The following is a 12573-nucleotide window of genomic DNA, read 5'->3' as shown; positions in this document are numbered from 1 at the left end:
TATTAAAGCTGTCTTAGTTCGTGTTTGATTTCTGTTTTCGAGCGAGTTTTTTCATCCATCAATTTTAAAACGCGTGCAGGAGTTCCACCGACTACCGAGTTTTCAGGAACATCTTCGATAACAACTGCTCCAGCTGCAACAACCGCGCCTTTACCAATGCGGATGCCTTCAAGGACTACCGCATTTGCGCCGATCATGACATCATCCTCAACAATAACTGGTGTGGCTGAAGCCGGTTCAATTACGCCAGCCAAGACAGCACCTGCTCCGATATGGCAGTTTTTCCCGACAGTTGCGCGGCCCCCAAGGACAACGCCCATGTCGATCATTGTGCCGTCTCCGATGACCGCTCCGATATTGATGACTGCACCCATCATGATAACGCAGTTGTTCCCGATTTCAACATTTTCACGGATAAAAGCGCCTGGTTCGATGCGGCTGTTAATATTTTTCATATCAAGCAGCGGAATTGCTGAGTTTCTGCGGTCGTTTTCCACAACATAATCTTCGATGGCCGATGAATTTGCTTCCAGGACTGGCTGGATTTCAGACCATTCACCAAATACTGTTGCACTGCTGCTCTCGCCGAAAACTTTTGCAGCAGCTCCGAAATCAAGTGAAGCCACATTTTCGCCTTTAATATAAACTTTTACAGGTGTCGTCTTTTTAGCATTTTGTATGTACGAGATAATTTCATTTGCATCCATTTGTTTCATCATCAAACCTCTTTCTATAAGTAATGAATCAATTATATCGGATTCTGAATAAAAATTCACCCACTTCACTCGAATAAAGCGGCGTGTTTTTTTACAACATCGACAAAAGCCTCTACTTGCCGCAATTGGAAGGCAGATTCATACCCGATCAACCACGTGTCCCGCGTCAATTCCAGGTCTTCTGCATTGTTGGAAAGCGGCACTGTGTGGACGTCTTCGGTTCCGTTCAACGTTATTGAAGGCAAGATGGCATATCCGATTCCGTTGACAGCCATCTGTTTGCACGTTTCAATCTGGTCGACCGTAATCTGGCGCTTCGGATTGGAGGCAAAATGTTTTTGCCACCATTGTTGGATTTCTTCGTAATAATTGGAGTCGCTTTTGAATTGGATGAATGGCCGCTCCGTTTCCATCACTTGGTCCAGAGAATCGATTTCCTTATCAACCAGATAAAGGATATCCCGGAACAGATGGATTTTCGGGCCTTTCCAATCCGTATGGCCACGGACAATGCCAATATGTGCTTCCCCTTCATAGAGCGCCCTCGCTATTTCTGAACTCCAGCCCGTTATAAGCTGGATTTTCGCTTCCGGATAAAGAGTTACAAAATCCTTTAGCACTTTAGGCAGCCAGTTTTGCCCGATAATCGTCGCACAGGCGATTTTCAGTGTCCCATGAACTTTTGAAGTCAAGGTATGGAGCACTTCGAACACTTCTTCTTTCCGCTGCAGCACTTCATTGGAATAGCCAATGACCAGTTCGCCTGCCGGCGTCGGTGTCAAACCTTTTTGTGAACGGATGAACAACTGTTCGCCCCACTCTTTTTCTATCGATTGAAGCCGTTGGGAAAGGGCCGGCTGTGAAAGGAAGAGGCGTTCAGCCGCTTTTCTCATATTCCCTTCTTCAGCAAGCACTTTGATGATTAGTTCTTCATTCGCCATTGCCTTTTACCCCTTTCTTTCTTGGCAAGCCGAAAATCAGCATGAAGCTGACCACCGCAAACAACGCGGTGACGCCATAGACATTGTGCAGCGACGAAGACAGCCCTTCCTGCAGAAAATTCAACATTTCAGCGGAAATACTGGACCGGCTTCTTTCTGTCAACAATCCATTGATGGCATCGACCGTCATGCTTTCGCCCCGCTCATTGAAATAGTTTAATAACGATGAATTCAAAATGCTTCCAAGGAGCGCTACCCCCATGGTGCTCCCTAAATTCCTCATGAACATGAAAGATGCCGTCGCCGCTCCGCGCTGCTCGTAGGAAACTGCGGCTTGGATCGATACGATGAACGCTGTGCTGGTAAGCCCCATGCCTACACCGACACAAAAGCTGGAGATTGCTGCCCAAAAAGGACCGAATTCCGGCCGCATAAAAACAAAGAGCAATGTTCCGATAACAAGAAAAATGCAGCCGGCGAGTGTCGTCTGGAAATAACCTATCCGGATAAGCAGCCTTCCTGAAAAAAAGGCGGCAACCGGCCAGCCGACCGACATAGCCGTCAATGTAAATCCGGCAATCGCCGCGGGCTGCTCCATCACTCCCGTGACATAAGCAGGCAAATAGCTCGTGACACCGATGACGATAATTCCAGTCGCCAAAGATACCAAATTGGCGTAAAGAATCGCATTGTTTTTCCAAATGTCAAAAGGCATCATCGGATCTGCCGCTTTCCGTTCAATGAGGACAAATAAGGCTGCGCTGACCAGAGTGCCGCCTAATAGCAGAAGCGTTTCCGCTGAAATCCAATTGAATCCGATTCCGCCTTCGACGAGCCAGTAAAGAAAGCAAGTCAGCGACACCGTCAACATCACAGCCCCAGCATAATCAATCGATGGCTTTTGATGTTTTGGAGGCTCAGCCAAAAATAGCAGGACCCCAAGCAGAGCCAGAATACCAAGCGGAATATTCACCCAAAACACGTATTCCCATCCGATAGTAGCGACCAGCACACCGCCGATTGCGGGGCCGGTCACCGCGGAAATGCCCCATACGCTCGACAAGTAGCCTTGGATTTTCGCCCGCTCTTCCGCCGAGTAAATGTCGCCGACAATAGTCGTAGCGATAGGCAGGACCGCCCCTGCCCCAATCCCTTGGACAAGCCGGCAGAAAATAAGTTCTTCTATGGATGTTGCAAAACCGCATATTAAAGAACCGGCCAAAAACAATAAAATGCCGACTGTGAAAATCGGTTTCCGGCCAAAAATGTCCGATAGTTTCCCATATAAAAGAACCGTCACTGTGCTCATCAAAAGATATGCGGAAAAAACCCAACTGTATTTGGAGAATCCTCCAAGATCCGCTGAAATGCTTGGCATAGCTGTGGATACGATAGTAGCTTCCACAGCCCCAATGAACATGGCAAGCATCACCGAAGCCAGCACAAGGGGGCGGTTCGTTTTTTTCATAAGCTATGTACCTTCTTCCTGGCGACAGAAAAAAGGCCTCTTTCAAGAGACCTTCCTTCTTCCTTTATTGATTGGTTCTTAACTGATAAATTTGCTTTTTCAATTGCTTTAAGATGACACGCCGCGTCAAAATCCCCATAAACATGCCTTCATCGTCAACTACACAAAGAAAGTTCTGGTTGATCAGCAAATCCAATGCCCTCTGGAAGCGGTCGTTTATTTTTATCAATGGAAAATCCGTCTGCATGATGTCTTCAACTCGTATTTCCGATAAACGCTCGTATTCGATGTGATTCATGCCTAAAATTGATTCCGTTATGCGCTGCGCATTGATCAACCCGCAAAACCGGTACTTCAAGTCCAGAACGGGAATTGCCGAATAGCCTGTTTTCGTTAATACAAGCAATGCATGTTCAGCACTATTGCCTAATTGAACATGAGCAACTTTTTCAGACGAAATGATGTAATCTTCAATTCGAGTTTCAAGAAAATCTCTGCTCGGTAATGAAATCATGTGCATTACTCCTTCTGCTGCCCGTGATAAAGAAATTAAATCGATTCGCCTTCATCATAACACAACATCTAAACTGAAACTATTTAATTGTTAGCGCTATCTTTCCCTAAAATGGAAATTTGTTGAGCCATTGCCCTCCGTCAAGCGTCACAATTTCTCCGTTCATATACGAAGCTTTGTCCGACATGATGAATGCAGCAAGCTCCGCAACTTCTTCCGGCTTGCCCAACCGTCCTAGCGGAATCGACTCCAGTGTGCGCTTGGCAGCTTTTTCGGATTCCCACAGCTTATCGGCTCCGCCAGTCCGTTCAATCGGACCAGGGGCAATGCCATTAACGCGAATGCCATATTGTGTTCCCCACTCGACAGCCAATGTCCGCGTCAATGACATGACACCGGCTTTTGCAGCAGCTGAATGGGCGACCCCCGCTCCGGCATTCCATGCATATGTAGCCAGCATATTAAGAATATTCCCCTTTATGCCATTTTCAATCCAATAATTCCCGGCGGCGTGCGAACAAAAAAATGTTCCGTTCAAGACAATGTCAATGACGGACTTCCAACCATTAGGGGATAACTTTTCTGCATGGACAATAAAATTGCCGGCTGCGTTATTGACCAAGCCATCAACTCTTCCGAATGTCTCATGCGCAAACTTCACCATCGCTTTCGCGTGCTCCGGCTCGCGAACGTCCATTTGGAATACTTCGACCGCTCCGCGTGTCCCCCTAATTTGGACGACTGCCTCGTTTAAACGTTCCATGTCACGGCCGGTGATTACAACGTTCGCACCTTCTGAAGCAAACTTTTTGGCCATATGCAATCCCATTCCGCTTGAACCGCCAGTGACAATAATCGTTTTATCCGTATACATCTGGAATCCCCCTTCGCGTGATCAGTTCGGTTAGGAATACTCGCTTTCCACATTCTTGTTCAGTATACACTTACAGAAAATTTTGATATGATAAAGGAGCAGAAAATTATTTTATTTTCCTAGAAAGGAATGAGTTCATGAAAGTCCGAAAATCGGATTCGGATATTGCGCAAGCAATTTTCACCGTCAACAGGCATGCAAAAACCGCGCCCGATAACCAATATTTGTACTCTTTGAAAAAAGAAGCGCTTATGAAAATGATCCTTCAGAACCGCGCTAAGAAAATCGGCCTACACTTCAGTAAAAATCCTCGGAAAAGTCAACAGCAATCTTCAGTCCTCGTCCAATGCGGTGAATATTACTTTCATATGCTGCCGAAAAAAGAAGACTTTGAGCAACTTGACCATTTGGGCCACCTGGATGAATCGTATCGCAATCCACCGAGCCGGATGAATTTGAAAGCAGCAAAAGAAATTTTAAGTGAACTGACAGGTTTGCAGCCGGAAAAGAAAACGCAGCCAGTGCCTACTGTCGCTAAATCCTATACCCCCCGGCAGACGGACCGTTTTTACACCCCCAAAAAGTCATATTTCGATTAAATTCAAAAGCTGAGGACTGCTGCAGTCTCTGGCTTTTTTATTTATCGAAATACTTGATCAGCGCCTGCGTTCCATTGTCTTCATAACCCTCGTCCGCCAAGCTTTCGTACATTTGAAGAGACAACCGCAGGCCTGGAAGTTCCAATCCCCATGCTTCCGCCTCATCCGCCGCTATTTTCATGTCTTTGATGAAATGCTTGATGTAGAAGCCCGGCTGAAAGTCCCCATTTATCATGCGCGGTGCCAAGTTGGACAGCGACCAGGAACCTGCTGCTCCTGTAGAAATGGATCTTAAAACCGTCTCTGGGTCGAGCCCTGCTTTTTTGGCATAGATAAGCGATTCACACACGCCGATCATATTGGACGCAATGTTGATCTGGTTGCACATTTTAGTATGCTGCCCTGCCCCTGCAGGCCCTTGATAGATGATATTCTCCCCAAAAAGTTCGAGCAGCGGCAATACGCTGATGAATGTCGGCTGCTCTCCGCCTACCATGATGGACAGCGATCCTTTTTGCGCGCCGATATCGCCGCCAGAGACAGGAGCATCAAGGGTATGTACGCCGTTTTCAGCTGCTGCTTGGAAAATCCGCTTCGCCAAATTCGGCTTTGACGTAGTCAGATCGATTAAAACCGCATTTTCTTTAGCATGCTTCAGCAGGCCATTTTCTCCAAAATACACCTCTTCCACATCCCGCGGATAGCCGACCATTGTGAAAACAACATCACACTCCTCTGCGACTTGCTTCGGCGATTCAACGAGGAGAGCTCCTGCCTCCACTAAATTTTCAGCCTTTTTGGCTGTACGTGTATAAATTGCAACTTCGTGATGGTTAGCCAGCAAATGCTTCACTAAACTATTTCCCATAACACCAGTTCCTACAAAACCTAATTTCATCTGCCATCCTCCTTTTCCGCTTATCTTCAGTTTATCAAAAATCTTCAGTTAATTCACCGTATGTTTTGAACAAAAAAAAAGAAGCCGATCCGTAAAACGGACCGACCACAAAAGGGGGAAATGAGAATGTTGCTGTGTTCAAATATACAATACCCCGAAGGCATGCATCTAAACATTTAATTTCAAATATTTTTCTTTTATTTTTTGTATTTCTTCCAAAAATGTCAGGGCTTCAGTTTTTGGAATCTGCCCGCTGCCGTACCGGACGAAATCATAGGTTTCAAAAAATTCGTCGCTTGTTGCCCATTCCATTCGTTTCAGCCATTCCCGTACCGTTTCATGGCTTTCCCGCCCTTTGGCCGCCTGTCTTGCAGATTGCTCAAAATCACGGAACGCTTCGCGGACAATGTCCAGCTCCACCATCGCATAACGGATTTCTTGGTCTGGCACCGCAGACTGAATCGGAGCCGCTGCAGATCGTTCTATTTCGATATTGTCAGCCGTCTTCTTCTCTTCTTTTTCGCTTTTTGTTTTTCTCAGCCAAAGAAAAAGTGAAAAAAGAAGAACAAGCAAAATCCCGATAAAAATCAGTTCGAAAGGAAAATCTGCTGCCGCCGGATCTGCTCTGTCTGCCGGCGGATCTGCCAGATCCTCCATATCCAGATTTTCAATGTTCTGCTGTTTGTGTTCTTCACCCGCCAAGCTGTTCAAGAAAGACACCAATTTGTCCATTACAAATGCAAGAGGCCACAAAACGATGCGGAGGAGGCCTCCCAGCAAAGCTCCAAAAGCATATCTGGCCTCATCCACTACTCCGTAAACAAATGCTCCGCCAGCTGCAGACAATCCTAAAACACTGCAGGCCATCAGCAGCAGCTGCTTGCATGAGGCGCCATCGTCCCTGCTCTTCAAAAAGCGATGCACCAACCGGGATGCGACATAGAAAGAAACAGTGCTGATGACGATTGAAAAGAGCATTCCGCTTTTCCCGGCTACTGGATCCATAAGAGATATGAACAGCACAGCCGTGAACAGCAAAACAAAGTTGAACAGAAACCGGTTATCTGCATCAAGCTCTTCTTCATTAGCTGAAAACCGAATATGCAGCCGATAGACAGCCGCTATTATGAAAATCAGCACGGCAATTATAGAAGCCCCGGCAAAAAAAGCGAAACCCATAGTTCCGGCACAGGCCAACACTGCAAAATCCGGCCTGTAAGGCACTTTACTGAATGCAAAAAACGAAACGGTCGCTGTCAGCGCGCTAAGCGCAAGCCAAACAAACAGAGGCTGGATTTCCATCTCGATATTGATAAAAACAAGCAATAATGAAAGGAGGAAAGCATCGAGCATAAAATTCGATGCTGCAAGAAAACGTTGAGTCATGCCGTTTCCCCTCCTTTACGGCTTTCTAAAACGCGCAAATTGGTCCTTGCATTCCATTTCGCGATAAAGCGGCTCGCCTCAGCCAGTTTATCGGTTAATAAATACGTGCTAAACGGCAAGTCGATATGGACATCCAGATGCGCCAGCATTGATTGCAGGGGGATTGTCGAATGATTTTTCGATATGATCGATAACAACTCGAGCGCTCGTTGCCGCTGGGTTGGCCCTGCATCAGCTGCCAAATAATAATAGGGGAATTTTCCAGCTGACCGCATATTGATGGCTATGGCATATGGAATATTTTCAGCATAGCAATTTTCGATATAGGCGGCCAGTTCTTCAATGCGCTCTTCCAGGTTGTGGATTGTCGCATAGCCGCTCGCAGCATCCAGAACAAATAACATCGATTCGTTTGTCACTTTAGCGTAGACTTTTGTTTGGAGTGTCTGCGCCCGAACACTGGCTTTCCAGTGGATTTGATTGAATTGATCGGCAGGCACGTAATCCCGTGTGCCGATTGGCTGGAAGACATCATCGAACAAAGAATGCTTCATGTTGAATTCTCCCGGTTTTTGGCGTACAGGAATGTTTTGCAACGAAAAATCCCCCAGCTTCGGATAAACGAGCAGTTCTTGCAGCACCATCGGCCGATATTCAAGGGTTGCGCTTCCTTCTGCAAAAAGGTGCGGAATGACGAGTTCCATTTTATGGATCCTCGACAAACCTCTTTTTCGGCCGACCAACGGAACGCGCACAACCATGTTCTGATGGAGTCCGATCGTAAACGGCACATCCATTTCAATCGTTTCTGTAAAATTGCTTCTATCCTCGCCTATGGGTGACACGGCATCGTAGAAAGAAATCTTCAACTTTCCTCCCCATATGGGAAGCCCTCTATTTTCAAATATAAGCTCCCAAAAAGTTTCACCGCCGTTCAAAGTGCGCCTTCGGCTTTTGGTGTTTTGAAATTCCAGCTTCTTGCCAACGTGCTCAAAATAAAGCAATTGCAAGCCAACGGCGATCAAAACAAACGCTATAACAGCAGCGGCAGCAAATTGAAGAAAAGCTGCTAGTAAGAAAAAAAAGACAGCCAGCAGTCCGAAAAGGTTTTTTATGCTTTTGGCATTATACTCGTGGCGGATCCAACCCATTCAAATCGCCTCAACCGGCGAAGCAATCGTGCGAACGATTTTACGCAGCACATCGGCGGGATCGTGGATAAGCATGCCTTCCGCACTCAACAAAATCCGGTGAAGTGCAACAGGTTCAAATATGTACTTGACATCATCCGGCGTCACAAAAGAACGGCCATCAATGAACGCTTTTCCTTGTGCGGCATTTACGAGCGCCAATGCCGCCCTAGAACTCAAGCCAAGTTCGATTATCGGATGGTTCCGGGTAGCTTGGACAAGTGCGACAATATATTTTTCTATGTCTTCATGCACCGCCACTTTTTTCGCCGATTCTGACCATTCCCGGACCTCCTCGACAGAAGCGACAGCACGGATTTCTTTTTTATGGGATACGTTTTGCCGGAAATTACGGACAATTGACATTTCCTCATCGAAATCCGGATAGCCGATCTGCAAGCGAAACAGAAAGCGGTCCAATTGTGCCGCCGGAAGCGGAAATGTGCCTTGCTGCGATTCCACTGGATTTTGCGTTGCAATAACAATAAACGGATTCGGCAATTGCACCGTTTCCCCATCGATTGTCGCTTGCTTTTCTTCCATCGCTTCAAGCAAACTGGATTGAGTTCGGGGCGTAGCCCGGTTGATTTCATCAGCTAGCAGCAAGTTGGTCAGAACTGCGCCAGGGCGAAGTTCAAACTCCTGGGATTTAGGATTAAAAAAACGGATGCCTGTGACATCGGAAGGCAGCACGTCCGGGGTGAATTGTATGCGCTGGAATGTGCCCTCGAAAGAATGGGCAAACGCTTTTGCCATCCATGTCTTCCCCGAGCCCGGGACACTTTCAAGCAAGACATGCCCTTCTTGAATCAGCGCAATCAACATAAAATCGATTTCTTTCTCTCTTCCCACAACCAATTCATTGAGATGTGTTTTCACTTCGGCTAAATTCCCCATAATGCATCTCCTTTGTATTTGCTAATATTCCATATGTTTATTTAGATGGTTCTTCGGTATACGTATAAACGGTCGTGCCATGATGGAATGCGGTTCCTTTGAAATGTTTGAAGTCAGGCCGGGAAATCAACACTTCGCGAAAGTCCAGAAAATCTTCTTTTTGGATAGTGATCGAGGAAATTTCCCCAGCTTTCAATTGGTCTAGCATGGTGTTGTAATCTGTCATTTCAATACTCCTTTTGCTTTCATATAATCCTTAAAGTTCTGTTATAATAATTCATGGACGAATAAAATTCGACTAAATTCAATAAAAATCACTTTCCAAAGTGATTTGCTGCATATCCAGCATTGGAAGACTCTCCATTATTATACAATAACCATGGATGAGCACCATCTTTGTTCTTGCCGTTCTTTCTCTGCGGAAGTCCGGCTTTTATTTTTTAGGAGGATTTTTATGCTTAAATTTTTAAAAAGCCACAAGCTGCTTTTTTTTATCCCGTTGGCTTTTGGGCTCTACAACTGGACGTTTGAAAACACAGCGATTTTTTGGTATATGTATCCCTTCGCCATACTTGTTTTAATGTCCGCTTCCATTGTTCTAAGCAAAATTTCCGATGAACTGCCCACATGGAAATCATTAATTTTCGGAATCGGCTATGGTACTCTCCTATACGGAATCATCTTCCTTGGTTACCAGCTGCTCCAATTCTTCCCTATACATATCGGCAATAGAGTATCCAACTTTCTGGAAGTTCTGGCGCCAGCGTCCATCTGGCATTTTTTGCTCCTGATGTTCATCATCGTGCCCGGGGAAGAAATTTTTTGGCGGGGTTTTGTCCAACAGCAACTAAAACGGTACTTGCCGACCTTTACAGCAATTCTTTTATCTTCCGTGCTTTTTGGACTTGCCCTAGGAATCGGCGGATTCTGGCCCGGGCAGGTTGCAGGCTTTGCAGCAGGACTGGTTTTGGGGGCGCTATATGAATGGAAGCGCAGTATGCCATTGATCATCATTGCCCACCTTGTCATGATTGTGCTGTTATTTTTGGTTCAACCATTGCCGCTTCCATAATTGCCCGGCGGCTCCATACAGTGATAGCAAATCATCCGTCACCACCAGCCTGCACATATTTGCCCATCAAAATGAAAAGACGTATTGGAATAATCCAATACGTCTTTTTTTGCATATCAATAAGACAAGTCTTTGATCGAAAGACCAAGTTTTTTCATCAATTCAATCGCTTGTTCTTTTTCCTCATGCGACAATGCACTTGTCAGTTCATGCAGCTTTTTTTCATGCTCCGGAAAGATTTTTGCCATAAACTCTTTGCCTTGCTCGGATATCTCTGCATAAGTGACCCGGCGGTCGGTCGGACAGTTCACCCGGGTGATAAATCCCCGTTTTTCAAGTTTATCGATAACATAAGTGATCGAACCGCTGGCCAGCAAAATTTTGCCTCCAATTTTTTGGAGCGGCTGCTTCCCTTTATGATATAAAAGTTCCAATACGGCAAATTCCGTCGGATTAACGCCACTAGCCTGAAAAAAATGATTAGTCTGTTCGGAAATCGCTTTATGCGCACGAGATAAAACGATAAATAGTTTCAAGGATTGTTTTACTTCTTCATTCACATTAACCACTCTTTTCCACTTGTTAACCTTCAATACTCTAATTATAGCTCTTTTTGGATGAAATGGCACGGCTTTACTCCCGGTTTAAATGGCTTAGCCGATAATGACCCGTTCTTTCGGATAATGGAAATTTGTCGCGTCTGTCTTTCCGCCAATCGTATAGAGGAAGGAAATCAAACCGACGCGGCCGATAAACATTAGGACCATAACAATCAGTTTCCCGACAACTGACAGTTCACTGGTCAGGCCGAGCGACATTCCACAAGTTCCGAAAGCAGAGGTGATCTCAAATATAATTTCCACCAAAGAAGCCTGCGGTTCAGTGATCAGTAAAGCCATTGTCGAGACCAGCACGATGAAAATAGCCAATATGATAACAGCAAAGGCACGAAAAACATCTATCAATTGGACTTCCCGTTTGAAAATTTGAATGGTGTTTTTTCCGCGCGCAAAGTTGATCAAAAATAAAATAGCAATTGCAAAGGTAGTCGTTCGTATGCCTCCCCCGACTGAACTTGGAGATGCCCCGATAAACATCATCGAGCTCAGGAATGTGCTTGTCGCATCACTGAATTGGGTGACATCAAAAGTGACTAAACCGCCTGAGCGGGCAGAAACAGAATGGAACATGGAAGCAAACAGCATTTCATGCCAGCTCATTCCTTTGAAAGCTTTGGTAGCCTCCAGGGCGAAAATTCCAATAGTACCAATCAACAGTAAAACAGCAAATGTTGAAGTGGTGATTTTAGTGAACAGGGAAAAACGGAAATTCTTGTTTTTGTTTGATAAGAACTCCTTCACTTCGATCAACACTGGAAATCCGATAGCTCCTAGAACGATCAATATCATATTCAAGATCTGGACAAAATAGTCATTGAAATAAGGGACCAATGATTGCCCGGTGATATCAAAGCCGCCATTAGTGGTTGCGGAAACAGAAGTGAAAATGCCGTGAAGCAAGGCTTCGCTGAACGTATCATAATACTGGGTAAAGTATAAAGTGAGAATGATAGCCCCTGTCGCTTCGATGAGCAGCAAGATACTGATAATATTGCGGATCAGCATAACAACCCCGGACATGTTCAACTGATTGTGGTCCACCATAATCAGCTGCCGTTCTCTCAGTCCTATTCGTTTTCCGATTATCAGCCAGAAGAACGTACCAATCGACATGATGCCAATTCCGCCCAGCTGCAAAATAAAGATGATGACTATAATTCCATACACCGAATAAGTTTCGGCAATATTCACCGCAGTCAAGCCGGTCACACTTACGGCGCTTACTGCTGTAAATAGCGTATCGATCAAAGGTACTTCTACACCTGGCCGGTGAACATTAGGCAGCCTAAGCAATAGAAAGGAAATAGCGGTCGCTATAAAATAGTACGCAACGATAGCCTGTGCAGGAGTTGCGCTGCGGATTCTTTGAAACGTTTTATTCATGATGATCATTTTTCC

At 45.5% G+C, this 12573-nt stretch carries 14 protein-coding genes; 2 read left to right on the top strand and 12 right to left on the bottom strand.

The window, feature by feature from the left end; genetic code table 11:
* Positions 1-2: 2 nt before the first annotated feature.
* The 5 genes from dapD to fadH all read right to left on the bottom strand — a co-directional run bounded on the left by dapD (position 3) and on the right by fadH (position 4513).
* The gene (gene dapD, locus FQV30_RS05950) at positions 3-716 is read right to left on the bottom strand and encodes a 2,3,4,5-tetrahydropyridine-2,6-dicarboxylate N-acetyltransferase (protein ID WP_146499183.1); all 714 of its coding nucleotides are present in this window, start codon (positions 714-716) and stop codon (positions 3-5) included.
* A gap of 65 nt (positions 717-781) precedes the next feature.
* Positions 782-1657 (bottom strand): transcriptional regulator CcpC, encoded by an 876-nt coding sequence (locus FQV30_RS05945; protein ID WP_146499182.1) that lies wholly within the window; start codon positions 1655-1657, stop codon positions 782-784.
* Positions 1647-3125 (bottom strand): MDR family MFS transporter, encoded by a 1479-nt coding sequence (locus FQV30_RS05940; protein ID WP_146499181.1) that lies wholly within the window; start codon positions 3123-3125, stop codon positions 1647-1649. The genes FQV30_RS05945 and FQV30_RS05940 overlap by 11 nt, the downstream gene beginning before the upstream one ends.
* A 64-nt stretch (positions 3126-3189) precedes the next feature.
* On the bottom strand, positions 3190-3639 hold the full coding sequence (gene cbpB, locus FQV30_RS05935; protein ID WP_146499180.1) for a cyclic-di-AMP-binding protein CbpB: 450 nt from the start codon (positions 3637-3639) through the stop codon (positions 3190-3192).
* 106 nt (positions 3640-3745) lie between these two features.
* Positions 3746-4513 carry a 2,4-dienoyl-CoA reductase gene (gene fadH, locus FQV30_RS05930; protein WP_146499179.1) on the bottom strand — a complete coding sequence of 256 codons (768 nt, stop codon included), beginning with the start codon at positions 4511-4513 and terminating at the stop codon, positions 3746-3748.
* Positions 4514-4650: 137 nt separating this feature from the next.
* Between fadH and FQV30_RS05925 the strand changes: the two genes are divergently transcribed.
* Complete coding sequence (locus FQV30_RS05925; protein ID WP_146499178.1) at positions 4651-5112, top strand: YkyB family protein; 462 nt, start codon at positions 4651-4653, stop codon at positions 5110-5112.
* Positions 5113-5149: 37 nt separating this feature from the next.
* Here the strand turns inward: FQV30_RS05925 and FQV30_RS05920 are convergent, their stop codons facing one another.
* The 5 genes from FQV30_RS05920 to FQV30_RS05900 all read right to left on the bottom strand — a co-directional run bounded on the left by FQV30_RS05920 (position 5150) and on the right by FQV30_RS05900 (position 9709).
* Complete coding sequence (locus FQV30_RS05920) at positions 5150-6034, bottom strand: NAD(P)-dependent oxidoreductase (protein ID WP_255473360.1); 885 nt, start codon at positions 6032-6034, stop codon at positions 5150-5152.
* 144 nt (positions 6035-6178) lie between these two features.
* Complete coding sequence (locus FQV30_RS05915) at positions 6179-7396, bottom strand: hypothetical protein (protein WP_146499176.1); 1218 nt, start codon at positions 7394-7396, stop codon at positions 6179-6181.
* Positions 7393-8547 (bottom strand): DUF58 domain-containing protein, encoded by a 1155-nt coding sequence (locus FQV30_RS05910; RefSeq protein WP_146499175.1) that lies wholly within the window; start codon positions 8545-8547, stop codon positions 7393-7395. Before FQV30_RS05910 ends, FQV30_RS05915 begins: the two co-directional genes overlap by 4 nt.
* Positions 8548-9483 carry an AAA family ATPase gene (locus tag FQV30_RS05905; protein WP_146499174.1) on the bottom strand — a complete coding sequence of 312 codons (936 nt, stop codon included), beginning with the start codon at positions 9481-9483 and terminating at the stop codon, positions 8548-8550.
* A 37-nt stretch (positions 9484-9520) separates the two neighbouring features.
* Positions 9521-9709, bottom strand: coding sequence for a hypothetical protein (locus FQV30_RS05900; RefSeq protein ID WP_146499173.1), 189 nt, complete (start codon positions 9707-9709; stop codon positions 9521-9523).
* A 228-nt stretch (positions 9710-9937) separates the two neighbouring features.
* Here FQV30_RS05900 and FQV30_RS05895 point away from each other — a divergent pair, with 228 nt between their 5' ends.
* Complete coding sequence (locus FQV30_RS05895) at positions 9938-10555, top strand: CPBP family intramembrane glutamic endopeptidase (RefSeq protein ID WP_146499172.1); 618 nt, start codon at positions 9938-9940, stop codon at positions 10553-10555.
* Positions 10556-10671: 116 nt separating this feature from the next.
* On the opposite strand, the gene FQV30_RS05890 is transcribed toward FQV30_RS05895, so the two are convergent.
* Together FQV30_RS05890 and FQV30_RS05885 are read right to left on the bottom strand one after the other, a co-directional pair.
* Positions 10672-11115 (bottom strand): MarR family winged helix-turn-helix transcriptional regulator, encoded by a 444-nt coding sequence (locus FQV30_RS05890; RefSeq protein ID WP_146499171.1) that lies wholly within the window; start codon positions 11113-11115, stop codon positions 10672-10674.
* A 93-nt stretch (positions 11116-11208) separates the two neighbouring features.
* Positions 11209-12558 (bottom strand): TrkH family potassium uptake protein, encoded by a 1350-nt coding sequence (locus tag FQV30_RS05885; protein WP_146499170.1) that lies wholly within the window; start codon positions 12556-12558, stop codon positions 11209-11211.
* Positions 12559-12573: the final 15 nt, after the last annotated feature.

Origin of the sequence: Planomicrobium sp. CPCC 101110 (genome assembly GCF_007859395.1) — a bacterium.
GTDB lineage: Bacteria > Bacillota > Bacilli > Bacillales_A > Planococcaceae > Planococcus.
The sequence above is the reverse complement of the archived record's forward strand: the minus strand, read 5'-3'. Positions and strand labels throughout refer to the sequence as shown.

Bases quoted from the DNA above. Each gene is read 5' to 3' on its own strand.
- dapD (WP_146499183.1), bottom strand. From the start codon at position 716: ATGAAACAAATGGATGCAAATGAAATTATCTCGTACATACAAAATGCT.
- FQV30_RS05945 (WP_146499182.1), bottom strand. From the start codon at position 1,657: ATGGCGAATGAAGAACTAATCATCAAAGTGCTTGCTGAAGAAGGGAAT.
- FQV30_RS05940 (WP_146499181.1), bottom strand. From the start codon at position 3,125: ATGAAAAAAACGAACCGCCCCCTTGTGCTGGCTTCGGTGATGCTTGCC.
- cbpB (WP_146499180.1), bottom strand. From the start codon at position 3,639: ATGATTTCATTACCGAGCAGAGATTTTCTTGAAACTCGAATTGAAGAT.
- fadH (WP_146499179.1), bottom strand. From the start codon at position 4,513: ATGTATACGGATAAAACGATTATTGTCACTGGCGGTTCAAGCGGAATG.
- FQV30_RS05925 (WP_146499178.1), top strand. From the start codon at position 4,651: ATGAAAGTCCGAAAATCGGATTCGGATATTGCGCAAGCAATTTTCACC.
- FQV30_RS05915 (WP_146499176.1), bottom strand. From the start codon at position 7,396: ATGACTCAACGTTTTCTTGCAGCATCGAATTTTATGCTCGATGCTTTC.
- FQV30_RS05910 (WP_146499175.1), bottom strand. From the start codon at position 8,547: ATGGGTTGGATCCGCCACGAGTATAATGCCAAAAGCATAAAAAACCTT.
- FQV30_RS05905 (WP_146499174.1), bottom strand. From the start codon at position 9,483: ATGGGGAATTTAGCCGAAGTGAAAACACATCTCAATGAATTGGTTGTG.
- FQV30_RS05900 (WP_146499173.1), bottom strand. From the start codon at position 9,709: ATGACAGATTACAACACCATGCTAGACCAATTGAAAGCTGGGGAAATT.
- FQV30_RS05895 (WP_146499172.1), top strand. From the start codon at position 9,938: ATGCTTAAATTTTTAAAAAGCCACAAGCTGCTTTTTTTTATCCCGTTG.
- FQV30_RS05885 (WP_146499170.1), bottom strand. From the start codon at position 12,558: ATGAATAAAACGTTTCAAAGAATCCGCAGCGCAACTCCTGCACAGGCT.